The sequence below is a fragment of the Parabacteroides timonensis genome (assembly GCF_900128505.1).
Classification (GTDB): Bacteria; Bacteroidota; Bacteroidia; order Bacteroidales; family Tannerellaceae; genus Parabacteroides; species Parabacteroides timonensis.
Map to the genome: position 1 here is coordinate 3,776,594 of NZ_LT669941.1, position 26,078 is coordinate 3,802,671.

Annotated in this window: 16 protein-coding genes; 3 read left to right on the forward strand and 13 right to left on the reverse strand. The window is 42.6% G+C overall.

Features of this window, described 5'->3' with window-relative positions; translation table 11 throughout:
* Nucleotides 1-36: 36 nt before the first annotated feature.
* From BQ7394_RS22840 to BQ7394_RS22890, 10 genes are all read right to left on the reverse strand, one after another.
* Complete coding sequence (locus BQ7394_RS22840) at nucleotides 37-2,631, reverse strand: beta-mannosidase (protein WP_075559498.1); 2,595 nt, start codon at nucleotides 2,629-2,631, stop codon at nucleotides 37-39.
* An 86-nt stretch (nucleotides 2,632-2,717) separates the two neighbouring features.
* Entirely contained in the window at nucleotides 2,718-4,316 is a 1,599-nt protein-coding gene (locus BQ7394_RS22845) for a RagB/SusD family nutrient uptake outer membrane protein (RefSeq protein ID WP_075560197.1), read from the reverse strand.
* Between the two features lie 48 nt (nucleotides 4,317-4,364).
* Nucleotides 4,365-7,490 carry a SusC/RagA family TonB-linked outer membrane protein gene (locus BQ7394_RS22850; RefSeq protein ID WP_075560198.1) on the reverse strand — a complete coding sequence of 1,042 codons (3,126 nt, stop codon included), beginning with the start codon at nucleotides 7,488-7,490 and terminating at the stop codon, nucleotides 4,365-4,367.
* A 21-nt stretch (nucleotides 7,491-7,511) separates the two neighbouring features.
* Complete coding sequence (locus BQ7394_RS22855) at nucleotides 7,512-9,509, reverse strand: alpha-galactosidase (RefSeq protein ID WP_075559499.1); 1,998 nt, start codon at nucleotides 9,507-9,509, stop codon at nucleotides 7,512-7,514.
* A gap of 56 nt (nucleotides 9,510-9,565) precedes the next feature.
* Nucleotides 9,566-11,770 carry an alpha-galactosidase gene (locus tag BQ7394_RS22860; RefSeq protein ID WP_075559500.1) on the reverse strand — a complete coding sequence of 735 codons (2,205 nt, stop codon included), beginning with the start codon at nucleotides 11,768-11,770 and terminating at the stop codon, nucleotides 9,566-9,568.
* 201 nt (nucleotides 11,771-11,971) lie between these two features.
* Complete coding sequence (locus tag BQ7394_RS22865; RefSeq protein WP_082212123.1) at nucleotides 11,972-13,048, reverse strand: SH3 domain-containing protein; 1,077 nt, start codon at nucleotides 13,046-13,048, stop codon at nucleotides 11,972-11,974.
* A gap of 372 nt (nucleotides 13,049-13,420) precedes the next feature.
* Entirely contained in the window at nucleotides 13,421-14,218 is a 798-nt protein-coding gene (locus BQ7394_RS22875) for a LytR/AlgR family response regulator transcription factor (RefSeq protein WP_075559502.1), read from the reverse strand.
* 2 nt (nucleotides 14,219-14,220) lie between these two features.
* Complete coding sequence (locus BQ7394_RS22880) at nucleotides 14,221-14,949, reverse strand: LiaF transmembrane domain-containing protein (protein ID WP_075559503.1); 729 nt, start codon at nucleotides 14,947-14,949, stop codon at nucleotides 14,221-14,223.
* Between the two features lie 796 nt (nucleotides 14,950-15,745).
* On the reverse strand, nucleotides 15,746-16,330 hold the full coding sequence (locus BQ7394_RS22885; RefSeq protein WP_075559504.1) for a DUF417 family protein: 585 nt from the start codon (nucleotides 16,328-16,330) through the stop codon (nucleotides 15,746-15,748).
* Nucleotides 16,331-16,499: 169 nt separating this feature from the next.
* Nucleotides 16,500-17,714 (reverse strand): radical SAM protein, encoded by a 1,215-nt coding sequence (locus BQ7394_RS22890; protein WP_075559505.1) that lies wholly within the window; start codon nucleotides 17,712-17,714, stop codon nucleotides 16,500-16,502.
* Between the two features lie 240 nt (nucleotides 17,715-17,954).
* Here BQ7394_RS22890 and BQ7394_RS22895 point away from each other — a divergent pair, with 240 nt between their 5' ends.
* The gene (locus tag BQ7394_RS22895; protein WP_075559506.1) at nucleotides 17,955-18,800 is read left to right on the forward strand and encodes a helix-turn-helix domain-containing protein; all 846 of its coding nucleotides are present in this window, start codon (nucleotides 17,955-17,957) and stop codon (nucleotides 18,798-18,800) included.
* Nucleotides 18,801-19,099: 299 nt separating this feature from the next.
* Here BQ7394_RS22895 and BQ7394_RS22900 read toward each other — a convergent pair whose 3' ends face one another.
* The 3 genes from BQ7394_RS22900 to BQ7394_RS22910 are packed head-to-tail and all read right to left on the reverse strand — an operon-like array spanning nucleotide 19,100 to nucleotide 22,583.
* Nucleotides 19,100-19,855 (reverse strand): succinate dehydrogenase/fumarate reductase iron-sulfur subunit, encoded by a 756-nt coding sequence (locus BQ7394_RS22900; protein WP_075559507.1) that lies wholly within the window; start codon nucleotides 19,853-19,855, stop codon nucleotides 19,100-19,102.
* A 27-nt stretch (nucleotides 19,856-19,882) separates the two neighbouring features.
* Nucleotides 19,883-21,826: a fumarate reductase/succinate dehydrogenase flavoprotein subunit gene (locus tag BQ7394_RS22905; protein WP_075559508.1), complete on the reverse strand. Its 1,944-nt coding sequence runs from the start codon at nucleotides 21,824-21,826 to the stop codon at nucleotides 19,883-19,885.
* 31 nt (nucleotides 21,827-21,857) lie between these two features.
* Nucleotides 21,858-22,583: a succinate dehydrogenase/fumarate reductase cytochrome b subunit gene (locus BQ7394_RS22910; protein ID WP_075559509.1), complete on the reverse strand. Its 726-nt coding sequence runs from the start codon at nucleotides 22,581-22,583 to the stop codon at nucleotides 21,858-21,860.
* A gap of 239 nt (nucleotides 22,584-22,822) precedes the next feature.
* Here BQ7394_RS22910 and BQ7394_RS22915 point away from each other — a divergent pair, with 239 nt between their 5' ends.
* Both BQ7394_RS22915 and BQ7394_RS22920 read left to right on the forward strand, forming a co-directional pair.
* Nucleotides 22,823-24,220 carry a phosphatase PAP2 family protein gene (locus BQ7394_RS22915; RefSeq protein ID WP_075559510.1) on the forward strand — a complete coding sequence of 466 codons (1,398 nt, stop codon included), beginning with the start codon at nucleotides 22,823-22,825 and terminating at the stop codon, nucleotides 24,218-24,220.
* Nucleotides 24,221-24,387: 167 nt separating this feature from the next.
* On the forward strand, nucleotides 24,388-26,025 hold the full coding sequence (locus tag BQ7394_RS22920; RefSeq protein WP_075559511.1) for a TlpA family protein disulfide reductase: 1,638 nt from the start codon (nucleotides 24,388-24,390) through the stop codon (nucleotides 26,023-26,025).
* Nucleotides 26,026-26,078: the final 53 nt, after the last annotated feature.

Genomic DNA, 26,078 nt, shown 5'->3' on the forward strand with positions numbered 1-26,078 from the left:
ACAGAGCTTACTACATATACTTATACGAATCTATTATCAGTACGCATCACTAAGTGAAACTATTTTCAACTGTTTTCCAAAGTCCGATCCTGACAGTTTCGATTTTACTTTAACAGAGACAGTTTCTCCCGGAAGTATATCAAAATAATTGTTCTCAAAGAAATTATCGATTCCATTCAACGACATGAATACCGCACGTGCGAACTTGTCGGCAGTAAGTTCTATTTCATAGCCTCCATCGATCGGTTTTATTTGTTTTGAAATTGTTACCAGAGGATAATTTATCGCTTTTTGCTGCAACAAGAAATAATTGTTCGTATATATTTTCCCTGCCTTATCGACCAAACGGGTCTGTATGACCACTTCACTCTTTGAATTTCCTTTTATCAGATGCTCTGCATCCATCGACAAAACGTTCTTACTGGTATTAGCCGCGATTGAAACTTTCTTCTGTATCTTGTTGATCACTTTACCATCCAAAGTCAATACAGTTACAGTCAGATCCCCTTGTGAAGCAGTCAGTCTGTCAGACACGATATATACCGATAACCGATTATCCTTTTCGATCGGAGAAACCAATATATCCTTATAAGCTTCACGGGCAAAATAATGCTGAGCCTTCCAACGGCCATAATAATCACGGCTGGACCATGAAGCCACAGGCCAACAGTCATTATGCTGCCAAAATAACGTACCCATACAATAAGGCATATCTCTTCGATGGGCTTCCATCGCAATCTTAACGGCATCACCCTGCAAAACCTGATTCATATAAAGAAAAGATTCAAAATCTTTAGGCTTTCTATATTCATTCAGCAGATACTCTTCTATCAAATTGTTAGCGTAAGAACCGGCCCGTTGATGTTCCATCATAACTTCAGAGGTAATGGCCCAGTCTTTAGATTCCGGCGCATATATTTTCACCGACTCAAACTCCGGAAAAGATTGAAATCCATACTCACTGAAAAAGCGGCTCCGTTCATTATTATATTGAGTAATCGGCTTTCTTCCATGCCAAACATCCCAGTAATGGCGATCTCCATGCTTATCATCACAACCTTGTCCCGGAAGACCATAGGGAGAAGAAGGCCAATAAAATACACCCGGAGCATACTGTTCCACCATATCCGGCAACAACTTATGGAACAAATCAGTATACTGTTTCCACATAACACGCGCATATTCCGGATTCTGTCTGGTATAATCTTCCTTGCGTCCCCAGCCGAACCAGCCATCATACGCTTCATTATTTCCACACCAAAGAGCAATAGAAGGATGATTTCTTAAACGCTTAATATTATCTATCGCTTCCTGACGGACACTTTCAAGATATTCTCCTTCAGAAGGATACATACTACAAGCAAACATAAAATCCTGCCAGACCAAAATACCATATTGATCGCAAAGATCATAAAAGATATCATTTTCATAAGTACCTCCACCCCAGACTCTGAGCATATTCATATTCGTATTTACAGCATCGAGAACTGTTTTCTCATATATCTCTTTGGTTACACGAGGTAAAAAGTTATCGCAAGGAATATAGTTCGCTCCCTTCATAAATACAGGAACTCCGTTTAGCTCAATATATAACGTCGAACCATATTGATCCGGCTTATTGATCACTTTTACAGACCGTAAACCAGTTTTGGAAGTATTAGAATCAACAACCTGAGAATCCAATATAATATCTGTCTGGAACTCATAAAGATGGGCTTCACCTAAACCGTTTGTCCACCATAACTTCGGATTATTGATCACAAAATCGGTAGTAGCAACGTTTGCTCCTTTTTTCAGATCTGTTGTGAATGTAGCATAAGATATTCCCGATTTCTTATCTTTTACAACGATTTGTGCATTGGAGATATCTTTGTCAGCCAAAACATCCACATTTACTGTAATCGAGGCTTTTCGCTTGTTCACCTCTTTCTGCTGGATAAAGACATCTTCCAGTTTAACGTCATTCCATGCCTCTACATAAACCGGACGCCAAATTCCAGATGTGACCAGGCGTGGTCCCCAATCCCAACCATAATGATAACCCGCCTTACGTGCAAACGGACTAACTGTTTTTTCGAAAATACCTCCTTGCTGAGACTGATCCGGTCCTGTTGGATAATGATAAGGCAGCGCATCCCATTTAGGTATATCTTCTTTTATCGGAGAGCGGAATAAAACCTCCAGTTTATTGTCTTTTTGTTTTACCTTCCCCTTTATATCGACTTTCCATTCACAGAACATATTATTGCCTTCTAAGATCTTTTCACCATTCAGATAAACACTGACATAGGTATCCAGTCCCATAAAATGTAGCCGGATATTTTTCTTATCAAACATTTCGTTATTCAGATCAAACGATGTTTCATACATCCAGTCTTCTTTGTCAACCCACTGCACACTTCTCTCATTCAGACGAAAGAAAGGATCCTCTATTATTCCATTTGCAATAAGATCGGTATGGACTACACCTGGCACAGCCGCCGGATACCAATTGTTCAACCGCCATTGTTTAAAACGCCATCCGGAGTTCAACTCCGTTTTCAATGAAGTCTCACCGACTGCTGTATAAGATAAAGTTGCCAGAAAAAAGATGATAAGTTGGATATAGTTTTTCTTTATTTGGATTTTCATGTCAATATGCTATTAAAAACTAAAAAATAAAAGGGGGTAATATAGAGAATATCCAATATTACCCCCATATTTCGATCAGGTTTCAATTAATAGCCCGGATTCTGATCATCTTTTGTGAAGTCCGGATTATTATTAATTTCAGAATCTGGAATAGGATAACGCATGTGGTAATCTTGAATCGTACCGGATTCTTTTGCCCAACGGTTACGTTGTTTGATCAACTCCACAAATTTACCTGTTCTGATAAGGTCCATACGTCTCCATCCTTCAAAGCAAAGTTCCCGCATACGCTCGTCCATGATTTCGACTCTGAATTGTTCTTTCGACATTCCCTTCCACTGCTTATCTGCCGGAAGATTTCCGCCCCAGGCACGACTACGGATCTGATTATTTACAATATCCAGAGCCTGAGCTGTATTTCCAACTTCATTCAGGCATTCTGCATAGCAAAGCAATACATCTGCAAAGCGAATCATCGGATAATTCTTACCTACACGGTAATAACTCCTGTTGAACACATTTGGATAATCGGGAGCAAAACGGTCAATACGTCTGTCTTCCCATTTCTTAATATGCGGATCCAATTCGTCAGCAGCATCCGTAGGAACTGTATAAGTAATTCCGTCATAAGTCCATTCGTAACGCAGGTTCACATTTTTACGCGAATCGCCGTCTTCCCATACACCACCGTCCTCTTTCATGCTGTACTGGTAAACTGTCGGCATAATCACATCCCAGCCACCCAGATAACACTCTTCACTATAACCGGCTTGTCCTAAAGTCTTAGATCCCATATCCCATTGCCATCCGCTTCGGCCCTGGTCATTCGGTTCATAGTCGATCTCAAATACAGACTCAGGAGAGTTAAACTCTAAAGTACCCCATTCATCAAACAGCGTTCCGTAATTCGGTTCCAGAGAATAACGTCCGTCATTTATTTTCTCAAAATAACCGATGGCTTTTTGGAAATCGCGATAACCACTCTCTTCCGGAGCATACATACAAGTCTTTCCCAGCATAGCTATAGCAGAACCTTTTGTGGCACGAGGGCCCGTTTGTCTTCCATCAGCCAGATTCTCCGAAGCGTATGTAAAATCATCAAAAATCTGCTGCCATACTTCCGATAAAGGTCTTCTTGAATAATCAGTATCTGTCTGGTCCAAAGACTCAATTTTAACAACCGGAACTTCTCCCCAATGCATCGCAAGCTCAAACATTGACATGGCACGCATAAAACACGCATTACCTTTCAATACCTTAATTCGCTTCAGGTTCTCTTCATTAGTTTCCGATTCTTCCAGGATACTCAAACCACAAATAGACAACGATGCCGTATTTATAATAGGCCATTTGCTTTGCCACATGGCAGAGATCTTATCCAGTGAGCTATTCAGCTGTCCATTATAATAATCAAAACCAGGCTGGCTCGCATAAGTCAGCACCTCTTTAATACCCTGCTGGGCTTCATCCGTACCGATCATATAGAAAGTAAAGCCTTCTCTATTGACTTTCGTATTACGAAAACTGGTGTACAACCCGTCAACCGTAGGCTCCAATCTGTCCAAATCAGTATAAATCTGATCTGCTGTCAATGCGCTCTGAGGCTCCTTATCCAAAAAATCCTGGCATGAACTTGTCCCGAACAAGCACAGAGCTGAGAGTGATAATATAGTTATTGCTTTCATAAATTTCATTTTAAAAATTGTTTACAATCATTTTTTATCAACGGTAGCTTAGAATGATACGTTAAGACCAAAAACAAACATTCTTGTAGGTGGATACCAGTCACCCGTTTCAGGATCATATCCCTTATACGGAGTTATACAGAATACGTTAGAGGCCGTACTATATACTCTCAGATTATCCAATTTCAGTGTATTGGTAATTTTTTTAGGAAGAGTATAAGCCAACGTCATTGTAGACAAGCGCAGAAAAGATGCATTTTGTACAGAGAAATCCATCTGGCTGGCAGAGAACGGATGATATGCGGGAGCAGTATCGTTACCATCCTGATACATCGGACGAGGGAATTTAGCTCCTGTATTTTCCGGAGTCCAACGATCTAGCAAATCGACCGATGCCAGTGAACTACCTGTACTTCCGACCAGCGTCTCATATAAAGGACTTAATTTCTTTGCACCATAAGAATAATTGAATACAAGGTTCAACGAAAGACCTTTGTAAGAAAGATCCGTACTGAATCCGCCATAGAATTTAGGATCAGGCGAACCAACGACAACACGGTCATATTCATCATCAATTTTTCCATCAGGCACACCATCAGGACCAGAAACATCCAACGGATATAAATCGCCAGGGCTGACATTCTTTCCCTGCCAGTTGATCTGATTCAGACGATCCATATCACCCACCTGAGCAATACCGCCGGTTTTCCAGATATAAATGGTATTACGTGATTCTCCCAGGAACAGGTTACCCTCTTTTTCCAGGTTATGATCATCATTATATTTCTTAATAAATTCCACACCATCTCCATACAGTTTAGTTACTTTATTACGGTCTCTGGAGAAGTTAGCAGATATATTCCATTCCCAGTCTTTCGTTTTTATAGCATTCACATCCACAGTAAATTCAACACCGCGGTTCTTGATCTCACCGATATTCATCACTGCGGTTTTGAAACCGGAGGTTTCCGCCAAATTACGTGTCAACAACAGGTCGCTGTTGACAATATTAAAATAATCAGCCGAAAATTTAATCCTATTATTGAGGAATGCCATATCGAATCCAAGGTTGAACTGACGCTGTCCCTCCCAGGTTATATCAGATGTACCTTGTTTTGAATCAGGCACGTAAGTGGTTGATCCACTCGATACATTTGGCTTGTATAAAGTCAGGAAAGCATAGTTATCAATTTCCTGGTTACCAACGATACCATAACCAAGGCGTAATTTCAACTGATCGAAAATATTCTGATCCTGCATAAAATCTTCCTGAGTTATATTCCATGCTCCGGAGAAAGAAGGGAACATACCCCATCTGTAGTCTTTACCGAATTTGGAAGAACCGTCATAACGAGCCGTTACAGTCAAATAATATTTATTATCATAGGTATAATTGGCACGCAAATAATAGGACATCAATGAAGAGGAATAGAAATCCGATTCAATACGTCTATCTCCTGTTTGCTCCGATGCACCGATATTGTGGTATCCAAGAAGATTGGAATCGAATCCGCGACCGGTCGCATTGGTATAATTACGGGAGTTATTAGAAGCACTGGTACCCAACATAGCATTGATACGGTGAACTCCGCCGAAAGTATTATCATACGAAATAGTATTATCCCACTGCCACATAGTTACATTATCCCGCTTATGCTGCGTTTCTCCATGATTGGAATAACGGATAGCCTGTTGAATATCGTTCGGTTGATATCTGAAAGTAGATTCTTCCAAATGGTTCAGTGAAAAGGTCGTACGGAAGTTCAATCCCTTGATCGGATTAATATTCAAAAAGTTAGAACTGATAAAACGGTTTCTTATCCGATCGTGGTCAATACGCATTGTACCCAGCGGGTTAAAATAGTTTTCGTCGATACGATCGCCATAATTCAATGTAAGCAAGTCATAATCAATTGGCAACATAGGGTTCGCACCTCTTGCTTTATCGAAAACATCGTCATTTTCTGCAATCTCCGATTCAGTACGTATAAACGAAGTATTAGTACCCACCTTTAGCCAGGACTTAACATTGTAATCAACATTGACACGGCCAGTAATATTCTTGTTACCCAGGTTTTTCACCATTCCTTCCTGATTGGCAAAACCAAGGCTAATAAAATAAGTACCTTTATCACTTCCACCTGCAAAACTCAATGAATGATTATGTTCTATGGCATTACGAGTTACTTCGTCCAACCAGTCGTAATCCTGAAAATTAGGATTGTTATAGGCATCCAATTCGTATTGCCCGAATACATATCCTCCTCCACCAAGCGGGTTATAAGGTGTCATGATACGATTTTGCAGATTGGCATTAACCTCTGCTTCCGTTGCATTAGGATGACGAGCGGCAAAACTGTTCATTGCAGCATCTCTGCGAAGTTCGAATAACTGTTTAGAGTTCATTGTTTCAGGTCTTTTCGCATAAGAACGAACACCAATCCATCCGTCATAGCTAACTTTACCTTCTCCCTTGCTACCCTTCTTTGTTGTGATCAAAACGACGCCATTAGCGGCACGTGAACCATACAAGGCCGTAGCCGAAGCATCTTTCAAAACCTCGATGGAGGAAACGTCATTCAGGTTAACTGCATTAAATCCACCTCCATAATTATCCATGATCAAACCGTCAACTACATAAATAGGATCTGTAGAGCCGTTAATAGTGTTGATACCTCTGATCTTAATAGATGAGTTATCTCCCGGTTTTGCAGCAGAACTGATAAACACACCAGCTACGCGCCCTTGAAGTGCTTGGTTGATATCGGTCACCGGTTTTTCTTTCAATACTTCACTGCTGACACTACCCACAGCACCGGTCAGGTCACTCTTTTTCATCACAGTACCCACAACAATCACTTCGTCAATGGATTGTGAATCTTCAGAAAGTGCGACATTGATCACATTCTGATTGCCTACTTTTATTTCTTTTGAATCATATCCGACATAGCTGATCACCAACGTGGCGCCGGGTGATGCAGTTAATGAATACTGTCCATCCATATCCGATATAGTCCCTTGCGTTGTTCCTTTAACAACAACACTCGCTCCCGGAAGCGACTCCGACGTTTTCGCATCGGTGATCGTACCTGTAATTGTTATGCTTTGTGCGAAAATGGTACCGCAACATAATACAAGCATCATCAAAATACTAAAAACTTTGATCTGTTTCATAATTGATAAATTTAAGAACATTTAGTTGTATCCAATCTTATAAAGCAACGCATCCTTGGCAGGGATCGTCACCTTTAATGTTTCCTTAACAGGTTGTTCATCTCCGCTCCAAAGCTCTTTCGCCCGGTAAGTAACAGTTGGCTCCAGGCCGAGACGTTCAAGTGAAATTGTGGTGTTCATCTCCTCTTCCGAATAATTAAAGATAGCGAAATAAGATGTTCCGTCTGCATCATGATGAATAAATTGATTTTCAGAACGTTCGCCATTCCCTTCCACCGGAGTAAATGAGAGGCCTTTAGCGACAGCATTTACCTCCGGATTGGTCATGAATTTCATAGCACGATCTTTATCGATCTGTTTTCCGCCTTTACTGAAATCATCTCCAACGATATACAAACCGGTAATGGCGCCGGAAGTCATACGGGCACGGTTCTCACCTTCGGTCGCTTCACGCAACACCAGATGGTCGGCATCATTATACTGATACACTTCATCCTGCCACCAACCGTAAGAAAGGGCATTCAGCGTATACTCCGTATCCTTGATCTTATTCCATGCATCGCAGGCGATACGGCGTGAATTTGCGTAATGGGCAGGGAATACAGGAGAAATCGACAAATTGATGTACATATCGCCGAAGTACTTATTCAGCAACTGCATACCGTAGTTGTAAGCCTGGATACCTGTCTGAATTTCCGGATTATACCATTTGTCGGCTTCCATGGCTCCATGTGTCATAAAGTCCATCTTCACATATTTAAAGCCGCAACGGTGGAACAAGTCGGAAGTCTTCTTCATCATCTCCTCGATGGCCGGATGAGTCGGGTCGATCGCATAAGCGCCGTCCAGTTCCTGCGGCTGACCGTTTGCATACAGATAGACATCTTTATACTTATAATCAGGAGCACCGTCGATGGTTCGTTCCGGATGTTTACCCCAATCGGTAAAAGGCGTCCAGTACACACCGGCGATCTGTCCGTTAGCCGCACAATGATCTACGAAATCTTTCAGTTCCTCATCTTTAAAGCTGTTCCAGCCGGAATCGAGACCGATCGTCACATTGCCGTCCGTATTTACAAAATGATTGTTCTGCAAATTATTCTTGAAGAAATCGGATACTTCCAACGCTTTCTGGTAAGTAAGATTAAACTGAAGTGCTCCCCAACTGTTCCAGCCGAAAGTAACGGCACCCGGCCATTTCTTTACAGGAGCCACCACTGCATTCGCTTTTCCGTATTCTTCCAATCCGGCACGCCAGTCGTTGAAGAAGCCGACAAATACTTTCGGGGATTTTACTTCTTTGCCTTTCAGTGCACCATGTGCTTTCGAATCGCGTGTCAACGTATCGGCTACACCACCGAAACAAACCAGCGAACCGATATTATTACGGTCACCCTGAGTCATATCGATACCGGTTTTCCAGTCGGAATGTTCCACCGAACCGATCACAAGACCTTTACGGTCATGATTATTAAATACGGTAGCCACCTCATAACTGCGTAACTTATCGAAAGTCAGCGGATGAGACTGATAACGGATCCAGCAATCGTTATCGAAAGGCTGGAACAACGCACGGTTATCCCCTTCGGCAAGTAAAGCAGGCATACGGTCGACGTTGACCGGAGCCATATAATTCGATTCGACATCGGCATCTCCTCCCTGAAGAGTAAATTCCGTCAACAGATAATCTTTCTCCGGATAGATGTAGAAAGACTGTACCAGTGTAGGCAGGTTACTGTCGGTATAAGTGACCTGCAATAATGACCCCTCGCCGAAAGCGTCACTGATAGCGGTTGCTTTCGACCGGCTACTCTTGTAGTCACGGGTAGTGACCAATCTGTCGCCCAGTTTGTACGAGGCGTAGACCCCATCGGAAAGAAGCTGATTCTCTTTCTCGATGCGATGGCCTTTCTGCGCCTGATCGTAGCTGACCGTCCATTTCCCCGAAGAGACGGATGGTTCACCACAGGACACAAGCAGGGCGAGCAATAGCAGCAGATTTAAATTGATGAGTTTCATGTATTGATAATTAAATGTGTGTTTTCAAATGTGATCCGGCTTTATTCCGGACAGTGTCATTGTTCTGTGATCAACAGGACAGTGCTTTCATACGTATTCCCGATCTTCAGGCTGATGCCGGCATTCATCAGATAATCGCCGGGGAAGACCTGGCCGTCTCCATAAAAGGTACTGTCTCCGGCTTTGTTCAATTCACTAATCTTATACATTTTAGCCGGATCCAGCCCTTTTAGCTTGGTCTCAAAGAATGTTGTACGTCCGTGGTATTTCAGGCTGTAAGCGAAAAATACCGATTCCTTTTTATCTTTCGATATATACATATGCGAAGCCCATCCGGTTCCGTCGTAAGGAGATTTGAGACGATAAAGGTCGCCCAGCTGCACGATCGGACGGATACGTTTATAATTCCTGATTGCCTGTTCTGCAAAAGGCAGTTCATCGCCGGTCAGATCCTTCGGCTGCAACTCCATTCCCAAACGGCCTGTCATAGCGACATCGAAGCGGAACTTCAGCGGAGCCATCATACCTGTCTGATGATTCGGAGTGGTCGACACGTGTGATGCAGTGGCTTTTGCCGGAAAGAAAAGGTTCGTGCTGTATTGGATGAATATACGGTCGAGCGAGTTGGTATTATCGCTGGCCCAGAACTCATCGTGATATTTCAAAGCCCCGAAGTCCAGACGACCGCCACCTGCGGAACATAGCTGAATCATAACGTCCGGATGATTTGCACGAATCCGTTCGTAGGCACTGTACAGACCTTTTATATAATCGATCCAGAAATGCGTCTGATCTTCTTTCGACAGATATTCGGAACCGAAGTTATCGACATGGCGGTTTGCGTCCCATTTAATATAAGAAATATGGGGAGACAGGGCGATCACATCGTCGAAAGTCTTTACCACAAAGTCCTGTACAGCCGGATTGCTCAGGTCGAGTAACCATTGGTTACGCATCGGGATAATATCCCGTTTGCCGCTCTTCACGATCCATTCCGGATGTTTTTCCGCCAATTCGCTCTTCGGGCTTACCATTTCCGGCTCAATCCAGATACCGAATTTCAAACCTTTATTGACAGCATATTTCGCCAGGTAGTCGATGCCACGCGGCAGTTTCTTCTTATTCACCTGCCAGTCTCCTAAGCCGACTTTATCCGAGTTGCGCGGATACTTATTGGCAAACCAGCCATCGTCTAATACGAACATCTCAACACCGAAGTTGGCAGCATCATCGATCATATCTGTGATCGTCTTCTCTGTAAAGTCAAAATAGGCACCTTCCCAACTGTTCAGCACGATCGGCAATTCCTGATTGCCATGAGCCAACGCATAGTTACGCGACCAGTCATGCAGGTTTCTGGAAACCTGTCCTTTACCGGCAGAGCTGTAAGTCCATACCATCTCCGGAGTTTGCAAGACTTTACCCGGTTCCAGGTTATAAGTAGAGGCAAAATTATTCATACCGGTCAGCACATGCAGCATGCCGCATTCATCTATTTCAAAAGAAGTCAGATAGTTACCCGACCAGGCGAGGGAGCCTCCATAGACTTCACCCATATCTTCATAAGCCGGTCCGTTCAGAGACAATAGGAAAGAAGAGTTTTCAGACTGCGTAGTCCGTATCCCTTTCTTGGATTCTATCCGTTTGACACCGGGAGTCAGCTGTTCTTCCACCAGCTGCATTTCGGAAGCCCATGCACCATGGAAATGCGTCAGATAATAGGAATCTGCATGTAAAGGGAGATAAGCGGAAGATATATTTTCAACTGCCAGACGGCTATTTTCCTGATGGGAGATCGAAACAGACTGGCAGATCACATTCTCTTTCTGATAAGCAACGAAGTTCAGATCGACAAAAACCGGATACAAAGGGTCTTTCAGCCGAATCACTGTTTCGACTCTGTTAGCATCGACATTCTTTACCGAATGATCTGCATATATTAATTCGGTAGTCTGAACACCGTCGGTATGTGTCAGCTTCAATGCCGGATTCAAGAAAAGACGTCCTCCGTAAGCAGGATAGATTGCCGGAGCATAACCGATACCATTATCCGGCTGTTCTTTATACTTCTTAGTAAGGAAAGGGGAAACGTGCTGGAATTTATCTCCAAAATAGTTATATACTACCTTTTTATCCGGAGAGATAGAAAAGACCATATTTAAGTCGTTCGTAGAGACGGATATGATATCCGCTTCTTTCTCCTGGGAAGAAACATTTATACACCCCAGTAAGAGGGCTACAGTTAACAATAGTGCTTTCATGTCTATCAGTTTTATTTTACTTATTCAAGGTTGATGCTGCAAACTAAGCCAATAAACAGATGTACGGAAAGCACGGATTCGCCAATAATTTGTATTTATGCGCTTAATTCACAGAGAATTAACACGAATGCAACATTTACGTCATTTTTTGACGCATCTATTACAAACGGAAAACAGATAAAAGAGAACACTACCCACAAGCTACCTGTACTGATGGCAACTGCAGTAGTCTCCACTGCTAACTGAAATTTGTTTATAATAACAATACCCATTATTATAACTGCGGCAATTGGCACATCTTGCACTACCGGAAGAAGAAAAAAAGCATAAGATAGCATATCCTATGAGAACAACTATCAGCAAAGGCAGGAAATGGAAAAGCGTTATAAGTGTAGCTATTGAACCTACTACGTATAAGACAATGGTGTATATCAGATTAATCCAACTGCCGTCGTCCCGAATATTATTGTACACAAGCAAAGCGATTTGAATAAACTGAATACCTAAAACACACCATAAAACAATGTGCAGATATTCTTTAAAGAAGATGACAGATATAATTGCTGCAATAATGCCAATTGCCCATCCGTACACACCCAAACGAAAATCTATATTACGTTTGCCATGATAACAACTGGCATAATTCAGACACACAAAAGAAATGACCTGATGAAACAACAGGATGGCAAACAGTATAAAGTTAATGATAGTCCAAATCCATCCGACCTTATCCGGTGAACAAAACCATGTCTTATCTCCTTTATATGTTACAAAATAAATCACCTCACTAATACAGAGTGCTAGAAATATGGCTGAAGAAATATAAAACCCCGCCGCACTGTCTTTAAAATTACCCGAATCAGATTTGTATAGCCATCCTATACATACCATAACCAATCCCAAAGCACAAGAGATATAAAACCATATCAAGGAATCGGTTTTCGAAGCCATATCGATCAGTTCCTGCCAATCAAACGAAGAGAAAGAACTTTGTTTTTCAATCTTTTGTTGCACAGGAGCAGCCTTAATGTATTGTTCAGATACGTAGCCGATCTTCCCATTATATGAAATTTTAGCCCATCCATTCTTTATGGTGTAAACATTCACCGTTTCCCCACTTTTCAACTGACCAAGCTGGTTATAGGATTTGCCGGGGCCTGTTCGTACCAACAAAGTTGTTTTTGTATCGACTACATATTGAGTTTGTGCGTTTGCACTAACTGCAACCAACAGCAGGAGAAGAAGAATAGAAATAATGCATCTGATTGTTGTTGTCATAATACTAGAGTTTAGGCTTCACATTCACAAATGTAAATAATTTCTTACATACAACACCCAAAATACATGACTTCATTCAGATTATAACTGCAGAAAAAGAAAAAAGGCCTGCATCTATCTTAGATGCAAACCCCTATAAACAATTAAAGCCTGTCTCACGACAAGCCCTAACCAACTTTGTTAACCTTAAATCTAATACTATTATGAAAAAACCACAATGCAAAGATAAGCCCTAAACAAGGGTTTGTCAAGTCTTTTACAGACAATATATGTTAAGCCTTACGAGCTTTGTAGCTAAAAATTGTTTCCGAACACAAATCTTTATACAATACAGACAAAAACTGCTAAATTTAACAGTTAAAGCGAGGCATTTTATAAAGAAAGCCGCTCTTTAAGCAACCTGTATCCGGTCAGGCTGGCACGCAAGCAGACACCTGACTTCAGACGAACCTGGTAACTGTCTTTTCCGAACAATTCCACACGGATGATCTGATCGCTGTTCACGATACAGGAACGGTGAATACGGATGAAAGAGCTTTCCGGCAAATGCGTCTCAAAATATTTCATCGTTTGTTCCTTGACATATTGGCCTGTCGAAGTGAACAGCGTCACATAATCGCCGCTTGCCTGGATATAGAGCAACTCATCCAACTGGATCAGATGGATACGCGTGCCGTCTTTCACAGAGATACGATCCAGCAAAGTTTCTTCAGGTGGCAATGACGTTTCTGTCTCAAGAGAAACAGAAGAATCCTCGGACGGGTCCTCTTTCCGAATCTCTTTCCAGCGAATAAAATACCACTGCGCCAGAATGATCCACACTAACAGACCAAACAGAAAACGAAAAGGGATCGTGGAGGCAAACCATTCCATCCGATCGGGGCAAATCAATGTCCCTGCCATATACCCTCCTATAGTAGAAATCGCCAGGACACCGATGGTCAATGCGATCTGGGCCTGTATCGGGCGCAATACTCCGGTAACGTACCAAAGCAGAAAACCGGAAACAGAGAATAACCCTACCGAGACCAGACTGTCAAGCCATGCAACAAGCCACCCCGTATGTTCATAGTAATACAACAACAAGGCTCCTATGCCACAAGCTATCAACGCCAAGGTGATACCGACAATCCTATAAAAGACAGAGTTTATAAACGGATGCGTCTGCATAATCAACTTTTAAATTCAATTCCGCCGAAAGTAGCATTTCCACGTACTACTAACACATGTTCTTTATCCATGTCTACAGAAGCATTGAAGCGTTTATCTTCACAGCCCCCCAACAACGGACGGACATTAAAATGAAGTCGCCAGTCATTGGGCACATATATTTCCACTCCGGCAAACGTACAGTCGATATCAATATAGGTTCGCGAACCTTCCAGCTTTGTTCTTCGCAGATCCAGAATAGTCCCCCCGAACAATGCCTTGATCCGTGCCCCTTTGAAAACCGGCTCCAAAATGATCTGCTCCACGGAGCTAAACGTATTATCCGATTCCACATAACCGTCTATATTGACAAATTCACTTTTTGTGCCAGTGTCCGCCTCGTTACCTGTCGCCTCCCCTCTATTTTTTCTATAAGCATCGTTTTTCTTTCGAGGTGAAAAGAGGATTACAATGCCGGCCAACACCAGGAGCAGCGGCCAGATGGTCAATCCACTGCCATCCATCCAATCCAGTTCCGGCATCAGAAAATAGAGTCCGAATAAAAAGGTCATCACTCCTCCGGCATACCGGCGAGAGAAAAAGGTAAAAACTCCGACATACATAACCAGCATCTGCCAGGATACTATAATATCAAAGATATCGGTTGCTATCATACCCATATTCTTCAGCAGCCATACAATCCCGACTACGATAAACGGGATTGCCCAAAAGATATTTTTTCTAAAAGCCATAATCTATATTGTTTAAGTGTTTGGGACAAAAGTAGGTATCAGACATCTCCCGGACAAGAGAGAAACGCTCTATTACAGGCAAATATCGGTGAACTGCCGATAATTACCGATAAAAAAGGATATTATTTGCTCTTTGCCGCAAACTTTCTATTTATACCGGCAGATAACAAGCACAAAAGGGAACAGAAAGCCCCCCGTATACATATAAGAAAACTCAATATCAACTATCATACTATCACTTTTCGACTTAAACATCTAACCAGTAACACATTGTATTATGATAGTTGCTGTTTTCAACTATCACTCAACTATCATACATCTATCATCATCCGTTTAAAAACAGAAAAGACTTGATCCTTTTTAGAGTAGATATATGACTAAAAATCAACAATATAGTAACAAATATCGTTTGCCACCCGGGTCTCAATGATCCCGAGACCCGGATGTGAGCATCGTCGAGATGGGGGTGTGAAAAGGGTTGAGACCGGCATCTCAGCAAGTAAGAGTAAGCACTTTCATGAAAATATACTATAGCTTTTGGAGAAAAAGCAAGAGGGACGCGAAGGATGCAACCCCTATAAACAATTAAAGCCTGTCTCACGACAAGCCCTAACCAACTTTGTTAACCTTAAATCTAATACTATTATGAAAAAACCACGATGCAAATATACAGCTTAATCCAAATTTGTCAAGGGGTTTTATGCTAAATCATGTTTCGTCTCGTATAAGAAAAGCTAACAAGTTTCAATATGTTTGTTTTTTGCTTCCAAAGTGTTAAAATAAACACTTTTTGTTCCTATTTCTTCTTTAATATGCGTTGCGCACAGTCGGATAATACAACGATCGCTCCCGCAATAATAGCCGTGTCTTTGATCACCAGACGACCTGCTCCCGTAAGCAGCGGGAAACCGTGTTCGCCGCTTCCCAGGTCCGGTACCCATACCTCCGGCGTAGTGACGAGAAACGACAAGGTACCTATTGTCATTATAATAGCCAATAAGGAGCCTACCAATCCAATCTTCGGAGAAAAGATACCCAGGAAGGTTAAGATACCGATTGCCATGATCATAATACCCAGTCCATGAGAGAAACCATACGTATTGTTTTCTACATGCCACTGATGTTTAGCTTCGTTGAATTCACCTTCTTTCAGTTTATACTCTTTGTATTCCGGTGCACTTTTGGTATAGAAGAAGCTCATAAACGGGCTGTTTGCCACGAAAGGAACAATTCCTTCTGCTTCATAGTTCCAGAACTTCAGTCCGCCGATCCATACGAAGATGATCAGGATAGCTATGCGGATCAGGTTAATACCCAGTTTCTGTGAAGAAGCTGCCAGGTTCAGAAATGTGTCGAATAAATCTTTTAGTTTAGTAGTCATGTCTTTCTTTATTTATCAGTTTAACTTATGATGCAAAGGTCTGACATTTCTACCCTATGGGAAATGGCAATTCTACCGGATAATTTGACAATTATTCCCTAAGACGCAATAAAGCCGGTTAGCAGAGGCACATTTCCTCGCTAACCGGCCTTATTACAACGAATTATTTTTAATTGCGGATGCCCAGTTCTACCAGTTTCTGTTCGTCCAGAGCATACTTCCGTTCGATGCTCTGCAACAAATCTTCATTGATATTCAGAGGACGATTCAGCTTCTTCATTTCGCGATATCCCTTATATACGTGGGTAATCATCTTACGCGGATTGAAAACCAATGAAGAAGTGATCCAACATCCATGCGTACACCAGCAGTTGGCGGTATCGCCGTGACCGATAGCAGCAATCTCTTGTTTCATGGCACCGCTCTGCATGATCTTGCTGATATCACAACCGTAATCCTTCACATTACCGAGCGGTTCACGAAGCTCGCAGGCACGGAAACGACCGTCGTAGTCGATCACCAGCGTGGTCTCTCCTGCCGTACAATCCATACCCCAGGGAGTCGGATGGTCGATATTGGTTGCACGTATATTATATAATGTACGGATAAAGCCCAGATAGAAGAAACGGGCGATCGGCTTCCTGAAACCACCGGTTTCTTCCGCCATCCGTTCACCATATACATTATAAATAGGTACAACCTGGTCCTGCAAAGCACGCAAGGTAGGTTCGGTAAGTACTTTCACTCCATCGTCGCGTGTCATTCCGCGGGCCGCTTCGATGATATGGTTGGAAAGATGGAAACGTCCCAACATCCACAACATTAAGTCCTGTACCTCTTCCAGGTTATATTTTGTAATAACAGTGGCCAGGTTCTTCAGCACTCTGCCATCATCGGCAAAATTCTTTTCAATCAGTTTCAAAGTCCCCATTGCCTTATAGAAGTTACCGGGAACGCCGCGCTGTATATCGTGCGTATCTCCGAAACCGTCCAGCGAAAGGCTCAGGTTGATATTCAGTTCCGGACAATTCTGGCGGATCTGTTTCACCCAGGCAACGATCCGGTCCGGTTTCAAGCCGTTGGTAGGAATGTTGACATCCTTTATCTCATTGTTCTTATAGAACATTTCTATGATCTCGGGAAGCTCCTCACGTAGAGTCGGTTCACCGCCGGAAACCCATAAGCGGTTAAATTGTCCGGCCGTTTCAGATATTTTCTTTATCTCATCAAAGGTCAGGTCTTTTTCCTTTTTATCCATGTCTTCCGCATAGAAGCACATTTTACATTTTGCATTACATCGTCCTGTGACAAACAGGAAAACAGATTCTAATTTTCTGTTTGTGCTCATTGTTCTGAAAGAGCTCTTTGTTCGTTTTGTACCCATCGTTATTTTCTATTAGAATTCTCTATTAGTATTAGCTTTCATTTCTTATTAAGCAGATAGACAAATATATACCTTCGCAGCTAAAGCTACCGGCCAGACTTGAAAACATTCGCAAATTTCAACTATTATGCAGCACCAAACAATCTCCATTTGTGGGATTCGATGTTCTATATTTAAGATTATCGCACGACAAGTCTAAATAGTTTTATATTTGCACAATCAAATAGTGGAGATAACAACATGGAAGACAACATTCCTAAATTCGACATTCCTTTGGATTTTATTGTCGGAGACAGCATTACGGGTGAAATATTAAATCAGTACGGTCGCTTCCCCTGCAAGATCAAAGCCGGTGTTTTTGTGCTTTGTGTACAGGGCAGTGTACAGGCCACCGTCAACCTGACAAAATTTATTATCAAACCCAATGATTTCATTACGCTTCCTCCAGGATGTTTTATCCAGATACACGAAGTATCCGACGATGTCAAACTGTGTTTTGCCGGATTCTCTTCTACGTTTGTGAGTCATATCAACTATATCAAAACTATCACGAACTATCTGCCCGTTATCTTCGACAGTCCGGTCATGCCTTTACCGGAGCAGGTTTCCCTGTTATACCAGGAGGCTTTTTCATTGCTGATCAAGGCGTATTCTTTGCCTAAGACCATCGAGAATAAAGAGATTATCAAGGCGATCTTCACCATTTTCATGCAGGGAGTGATCGAACTGTATAAACATCATACACCTTACAGCAATGCTCCGATGACACGCAACATGGAGATATGCCGTGAGTTCGTGCAGCTGGCAATGGAAAACTACACGAAAGAGCATAGCGTTTCTTATTATGCCAAGAGGCTTAACATTACCTTGCAACATTTCTGCTATGTGATAAAGAAAGTCAGTGGTCGGACGGCGTTGGAAATCCTGAGCAATATCATCATCATGGATGCGAAGGCACAGCTTAAATCGACCGATATGCCGGTTAAGAAGATCGCATTCGCCCTGGGGTTCGACAACCTGTCGTTCTTCAATAAATATTTCAGACAACACGTGGGAATGACTCCCCAGGAATACAGGGAGAGCTAAAAAAGGGATATGCCGAATGCAAACCCCTATAAACAATTAAAGCCTGTCTCACGACAAGCCCTAACCAACTTTGTTAACCTTAAATCTAATACTATTATGAAAAAACCACAGTACAAAGATACGGGTATTCTCCAACTTGTCAATAGTTAAAATGCTAATTAGTGTTGTACAGCACATAAGAAAGGCTAACAAGATTCAAGATATTTATTATTAGATTTCGAAATGTTAAAATGAAGGCAAAAAGAGAGAGGCGCTGCATAAAGCAACGCCTCTCAAGCTATACATTATATATATGTATATTAGTCTTGTAATTTAGCAGCAATAAATTCGCGGTTCAGGCGAGCGATGTTGCTGACAGAGATATTCTTCGGACATTCCATTTCGCAAGCGCGAGTGTTGGTACAGTTACCGAAGCCCAGTTCGTCCATCTTGGCAACCATTGCTTTTGCACGGCGGGTTGCTTCGACCTTACCCTGAGGCAACAGAGCCAACTGGCTAACCTTTGCAGAAACGAACAGCATAGCCGAACCGTTCTTACAAGCAGCAGCACAAGCACCACAACCGATACATGCAGCAGCATCCATAGCCATTTCAGCATCTGCACGAGGGATAGGAATTGCATTTGCATCAGGCACACCACCTGTGTTCACTGATACGAAACCACCTGCCTGGATAATTTTATCGTAAGCATAACGGTCTACCATCAAGTCGCGGATTACCGGGAAACCGGCAGAACGCCACGGTTCGATCGTGATTGTTTCGCCATCGTTGAAACGGCGCATGTACAGCTGGCAGGTAGTAGCACCTGTTGCCGGTCCGTGCGGATGTCCGTTTACATACAATGAACACATACCGCAGATACCTTCACGACAGTCGTGGTCGAAGACGATCGGCTCTTTACCTTCACTGACCAAACGTTCATTCAAAATGTCTAACATTTCCAGGAAAGAAACACTCTGATTGATTTTGTCTATTTGGTAAGTCTCAAATTGTCCTTTATCTTTCGGACTTTTCTGACGCCAAACTTTAAGTGTTACTTTTATATCTTTATCCATGATTCTAATTTTTGTGATTGATGATTATTACTTCTTGTAGTTACGTGTTTGAGGAACAACGAACTGATAGTTCAAATCTTCCTTCAGCATAACCGGGTCTTTGTCTTCACCCTGGTATTCCCAACAAGATACGTACATGAACTTATCGTCATGACGCAGGGCTTCGCCTTCCTCGGTCTGGTGCTCTGTACGGAAGTGTCCTCCACAAGATTCGGCACGATCCAACGCATCGTGTGCCATCAATGTACCAATCTCAATAAAGTCAGCCAAACGCAATGCTTTATCCAACTCTACGTTCAGGTTATCGGCTTCTCCCGGGATATATACATTACTCCAAAACTCTTTCTTCAGGTCTTTCAACATCTGGATCGCTTCCTGCAAACCTTTTGCATCACGTGCCATACCTACGTGTTCCCACATAATATGACCCAGTTTCTTATGGATAGAATCTACCGACTCTTTACCCTTGATACTCATCAATTTCTTGATACGGTCTTTGATACCCTTTTCAGCTTCTGCAAACTCAGGCAGGTCGGTGCTGAAACGCGGAACCTGGATCTGATCTGACAGATAGTTCTGGATTGTATAAGGCAATACAAAGTAGCCATCGGCCAATCCCTGCATCAACGCAGAAGCACCCAGACGGTTAGCTCCGTGGTCAGAGAAGTTAGCTTCACCGATAGCGAACAGACCCGGAATAGAAGTCATCAATTCATAGTCAACCCACAGACCACCCATCGAGTAGTGCAATGCAGGATAAATCATCATTGGAGTTTCATATGGATCGTCGTTGGTAATTTCTTCGTACATGTCGAACAAGTTACCATATTTAGCTTTCACAACATCCTTACCCAGACGGTTGATAGCGTCAGAGAAATCAAGGAATACGGCCAAACCTGTGTTGTTCACACCGAAGCCGGCGTCGCAACGTTCTTTAGCAGCACGTGAAGCCACGTCACGAGGAACCAGGTTACCGAATGCCGGGTAACGGCGTTCCAGATAGTAGTCGCGGTCTGCTTCAGGAATATCTTTACCTTTCTTTGTTCCGGCCTGCAATGCTTTAGCATCTTCCAGTTTCTTCGGAACCCAGATACGACCGTCGTTACGCAATGATTCAGACATCAAAGTCAACTTAGACTGATAGTCACCTTTCACCGGTACGCAAGTCGGATGGATCTGCACCATACAAGGGTTAGCGAAATAAGCACCTTTCTTGTAGCACTGCCATGCAGCAGAACCATTGGAAGCCATAGCGTTAGTAGACAAGAAGAATGTATTTACATAACCACCTGTTGCAACAACTACGGCGTGAGCAGAGAAACGTTCGATCTTACCGGTGATCAGGTTACGGGCAATGATACCGCGAGCGCGGCCATCCACCTTAACAACGTCCAGCATTTCGTGACGAGTGTACATCTTTACTTTGTTCAAACCGATCATACGGCTCAAAGCAGAGTAAGCACCCAATAACAACTGCTGTCCGGTCTGACCGCGAGCATAGAACGTACGGGATACCTGAGCACCACCGAATGAACGGTTATCCAGCAGACCACCGTATTCGCGAGCGAAAGGAACACCCTGTGCCACGCACTGGTCGATAATAGAGTTTGACACTTCAGCCAGACGATAAACGTTTGCTTCGCGGGCACGGTAGTCACCACCTTTAATTGTATCGTAGAACAGACGGTAAACCGAGTCACCATCATTCTGATAATTCTTTGCAGCATTGATACCACCCTGTGCAGCGATAGAGTGTGCACGACGGGGAGAATCCTGAATACAGAAATTCAATACATTGAATCCCATTTCAGCCAAAGAGGCAGCAGCAGAAGCACCGGCCAGACCAGTACCAACTACAATTACGTCCAAGCGACGTTTGTTTGCGGGATTCACCAGTTTCTGATGATCTTTATAATTTTTCCACTTCTCAGCCAACGGGCCCTGAGGGATTTTAGAATCTATCTGAGTCATAATGATTTATTTTCAATTGTTACACCTTAAATTAATGTCCTGCACAAACAGCTACATAATCACCGCCTACACCATTCAGGTAGAATACGATAGTAATAATAGCAAAGATCACGCAAATAGCAGTTGCTACGATCTTTGAAATGCAGATCCAACGGTTCATCCAGATTGTGTTGTTCCAACCGATTGTCTGGATAGCGCTCCAGAAACCATGAGTCAGGTGGAACCACAAAGCTACATACCATACCAGGTAAAGAACTGTGTTCAGGATATTACCCTGGAAGTAGTAGTTGATAAACGCTGCACCGTCCTGAGGAGATACGGTAGTCGTTCCGTCGCAAAGAGTTACCATGTGATTGCCCATAAGTTCGGCGAACATCATCTTATACCAGAACTGGCTGAAGTGCAACACCAGGAACAGGACAATGATAATGCCCAGTACCAGCATGTTCTGAGATGCCCATTCTACACCTTTCGGACGAGCGTTGATTGCATAACGGTCGTTACCGCGAGCCTTACGGTTCTGGAGTGTAAGAAGAACTGCATACACAAAGTGAATCACAACGCCTGCTGCCAACACCAATGTTGCTGCAACGGCATACCAATTAGCTCCCAACAATGAGCAAATCATGTTATAGGCTTCTCCCGAGAAAGCAGCCGCCACATTCATTGACAAGTGGAACAATAAGAACAAAACAAGAAAAAGCCCTGTAATACTCATTATCAGCTTTTTCCCGATAGAAGAATTAAGTAACCACATAAGATAATAATTTAAGTTATTTAATTGTTTTTAAAGATTCGTTTCAACTAGCTTAATTGTCACGCAAAGGTATGCTAAATACACGTATCACGCAAACGATTAAAGAAATATTTCGCCAATTCAAGCCATGCATTTCGGTCGAAAGAAGTCCCGCATGATCAGCCTTGCAATAATTAACATGCATATTCCGTTTTATTTCAATAAATAATCTATTTTCGCCGGACAATTAACGACTATGCATGTTACATCATAAAATACTGTGCCTCATAGCTGTCACGCTCTATACCTGCACTATTTCTGCTCAGCGGAACGATAGTGTAACAACCATGTACACAGGAGATAAATTTGAAAAGACTTATAATAAAATATCAGAGAATAAGGCCTTTCAAATGCTGCGCATACCGGTACCTTTATTTGCTATATCGGCATTGACTTACAGTCAGGGAAACAAGTTCCGGACCATGCGAAACACCTATGTACCGAACTTCCGGTATCATTACGACGATTTCCTGCAATATGCACCTTTAGCTGCCGTAATCGGTATGAAATTGGGAGGTGTAGAAAGTCGGAGTTCATGGGGACGGATGTTAGCATCGGACGCTTTATCTACAACCATCATGGCTCTCACGGTAAACAGCCTGAAATATTCCATCAATCGCACACGGCCAGACGGCTCGGCCAACAATTCCTTTCCTTCCGGACATACGGCCACGGCATTTATGGCTGCAACCATCATGCACAGGGAATACGGACTCACCCGTAGCCCACTATACAGTATCGGTGGATACACGGTTGCTACTGCTACCGCTTTCAGCCGGCAGTTAAACAACCGTCACTGGCTAAGCGATGTATTGGCTGGTGCCGGCATCGGAATATTATCCACTGAACTAGGTTATTTTCTCGGCGACCTGATATTTAAGGACAAAGGGCTTAACCTGCCTGATAAGATCAGAGAGACCGCTCCCAAAGGCGGACGACCGTCGTTTCTTGAATACAGTGTGGGATACAGTATTATAAACGGAAGTATCGAAATAGGAAAACATATCCGGCTTACTTCGCCGGGGGCTACCCACATCAGTGTAAAAGGAGGATATTTCTTCAATCCTTATATTGGCATCGGTGCCGAAATCACGGCCCTTACCAGTCCAATGGCCTTCGATATGTCATTATATAACGGATCTTCTCCTTCTGAAAATTATAATATCGTACGGGTTCATGCCGATCCGACAGGTGTATTTTCATTTACCGGTGGTCCCTATTTCTCTTTACCTGTAGCTGGCAAACTGCTATTAGGCACTAAGTTTCAAACCGGCTACTCCCACTTTCTAGGAAATGAAGTCGAAATGGATATACAAGAGAAAAAAAGTCCCTACACGATTAAAAAAGATATTGCTTTTATGAAAGGTAAAAGCAGCAACGGACTCATCATGCGCACAGGTATTTCAGCAACGGGTATTATCAACCGGAATCTGGGAATTCGTATGTATGTGGATTACGATTATACTTTCCTGAACGCTCCTTACCAGATATTATCTAATCCGGGAGAAGAAAAGCCGGTATATGGCGATCTCCATTACAGCAAACATAAGATGCATTACTTTACGATCGGGGCTGCTGTAACCGCTTTATTCTGGTAAAAGCGACTGTTCACACAGAGCCAACAAATTGTCTACATGCAACAATATTTATCAATAAGCCCATGAAATACTAATAAATACGAAACATACGAAGTTTTTACGACAACTTCGTAATATCATTTACGAACATTTCGTATGTTTGCTCCATAAACATAAAAGCAAGCACCATGAAAACAAACGTATTTATCAGAAGCATCCTATGCTTACTACCGGCATACCTGTTTCAACTAGTAAGTGCACAATTGCCCGTTGCCGAATATCAGCCGGGGATAGCTATCCTGACAGGTAAAATCAAGAACTTCAACCCCGAGCAGAACCTGGATATCCGTTGCTCAGCCCCCAACCTGATAATGATGCGAACCGATCCTATCTTTATACAACCGGACAGCACTGGAGATTTCCGTCAAAACGTCACACTGAAATACACAACACAAGTTAGAGTCAAAATAGGAAAAGATTATCTGTACCTGCTAATGTCGCCCGATAACAAAGAATACCATTTGTCGATCGAAGCGAATGAACAAGGAGCCCAGATGCCTATTCGCATTTCCGGGCCGTACGCAGAGATCAACAACAGTTTCAACTTTAAGCTGAAACGACTGTCTACAAACATGTTCGTCCCCACAACCTGCGAACTCACCCCAGACCAGTATAAAGAGACATGCCTGCAAGACCTACTGAAAATAAATACGGAAAACAACAGTCTGCCGGATATTAGTATGGATGCAAAAAAACTAATGGAGCTGACCAACGCTTTCGAATGCCTTGAGAATCTGAACCGCTGCAAATACGCAATGGTCTATTCCCGCATGCAGAAAGACAGTCTGCAACGCATGGAAGCGTTCGGACTTTACAAAGACTTCCGGTTACCTGACAACTATTTTGACTTCCTGAAAGAAATGCCTTTAAACGATCCGGAAGCACTATTATGCTACAACTTCACTTCTGCAATTCCTTTCCCCGGCTATTACGATACTTACCAGGATGAAAACGGATACGAAAAATATATACTGGCAAACGCTCCGATGAGCCAGGAAGAAAAAGACTTGATCAATGATTATATTGATAAAAGATATCTCTCCGACAACTATCCCCACGTAAATGAAGTAATGACTATCTGTATGAAATACCAGTACATCTTCCAGAAAAAACGGAAAGAAAACCTCGTTATACTGAAAGAACAGTTACCTCTACTGACCGGACAGGAACATCCGATGATATCGGAATTTGCCGACATTCGGTTTGCACGCTTCCTGTTCATGGACTTCAAGCCTTTGACACCCGAATACGAAGAGTATTACAAAGAGGCTCTCACAAGCCCTCTTTGTATCAACTTACTGAACGATGCCAACGAAAGCATGAAACCCAAAAAGAAAATACAACCTAAAACAGGTTTTATTTTACGCGACAATCCGGACTGCGCAGCCGATCAGATACTGGATGCTATTATCGAAAAGAATAAGGGGAAAATACAGCTTATCGACATGTGGGCTACCTGGTGCGTTGGTTGCCGGCAGACAATTAAAGAATACGAACCATTAAAGAAAGACTTCCCCGATGTCGCCTTCGTATACCTGACAAACGAAACATCCCCATTGGATCTGTGGAAAAAGCTGATCCCTGATATTGCAGGCGAACACTACCGCCTGGGCACCAAACAATGGGACTATCTATGGACCCGCTTCAAACTACAAGGTGTCCCCTACTACCTCATCATCGATGAAAAAGGAGAGATTAAAGATCAATTCATTTACACTAACAAGAAAGAAGTACAGAAGAAATTAAGCGAATTAGTTAGCCAGTGAGTCAGAAGAATTGAACTTTTTTAGCTATGTTTGCAAATGCATAATTAAAAAAG

What these genes read in the sequence shown, in the direction of transcription:
- BQ7394_RS22840 (WP_075559498.1), bottom strand. Translation starts at nt 2,631, where the DNA reads ATGAAAATCCAAATAAAGAAAAACTATATCCAACTTATCATCTTTTTT.
- BQ7394_RS22845 (WP_075560197.1), bottom strand. Translation starts at nt 4,316, where the DNA reads ATGAAAGCAATAACTATATTATCACTCTCAGCTCTGTGCTTGTTCGGG.
- BQ7394_RS22850 (WP_075560198.1), bottom strand. Translation starts at nt 7,490, where the DNA reads ATGAAACAGATCAAAGTTTTTAGTATTTTGATGATGCTTGTATTATGT.
- BQ7394_RS22855 (WP_075559499.1), bottom strand. Translation starts at nt 9,509, where the DNA reads ATGAAACTCATCAATTTAAATCTGCTGCTATTGCTCGCCCTGCTTGTG.
- BQ7394_RS22860 (WP_075559500.1), bottom strand. Translation starts at nt 11,770, where the DNA reads ATGAAAGCACTATTGTTAACTGTAGCCCTCTTACTGGGGTGTATAAAT.
- BQ7394_RS22865 (WP_082212123.1), bottom strand. Translation starts at nt 13,048, where the DNA reads ATGACAACAACAATCAGATGCATTATTTCTATTCTTCTTCTCCTGCTG.
- BQ7394_RS22875 (WP_075559502.1), bottom strand. Translation starts at nt 14,218, where the DNA reads ATGCAGACGCATCCGTTTATAAACTCTGTCTTTTATAGGATTGTCGGT.
- BQ7394_RS22880 (WP_075559503.1), bottom strand. Translation starts at nt 14,949, where the DNA reads ATGGCTTTTAGAAAAAATATCTTTTGGGCAATCCCGTTTATCGTAGTC.
- BQ7394_RS22885 (WP_075559504.1), bottom strand. Translation starts at nt 16,330, where the DNA reads ATGACTACTAAACTAAAAGATTTATTCGACACATTTCTGAACCTGGCA.
- BQ7394_RS22890 (WP_075559505.1), bottom strand. Translation starts at nt 17,714, where the DNA reads ATGGGTACAAAACGAACAAAGAGCTCTTTCAGAACAATGAGCACAAAC.
- BQ7394_RS22895 (WP_075559506.1), top strand. Translation starts at nt 17,955, where the DNA reads ATGGAAGACAACATTCCTAAATTCGACATTCCTTTGGATTTTATTGTC.
- BQ7394_RS22900 (WP_075559507.1), bottom strand. Translation starts at nt 19,855, where the DNA reads ATGGATAAAGATATAAAAGTAACACTTAAAGTTTGGCGTCAGAAAAGT.
- BQ7394_RS22905 (WP_075559508.1), bottom strand. Translation starts at nt 21,826, where the DNA reads ATGACTCAGATAGATTCTAAAATCCCTCAGGGCCCGTTGGCTGAGAAG.
- BQ7394_RS22910 (WP_075559509.1), bottom strand. Translation starts at nt 22,583, where the DNA reads ATGTGGTTACTTAATTCTTCTATCGGGAAAAAGCTGATAATGAGTATT.
- BQ7394_RS22915 (WP_075559510.1), top strand. Translation starts at nt 22,823, where the DNA reads ATGTTACATCATAAAATACTGTGCCTCATAGCTGTCACGCTCTATACC.
- BQ7394_RS22920 (WP_075559511.1), top strand. Translation starts at nt 24,388, where the DNA reads ATGAAAACAAACGTATTTATCAGAAGCATCCTATGCTTACTACCGGCA.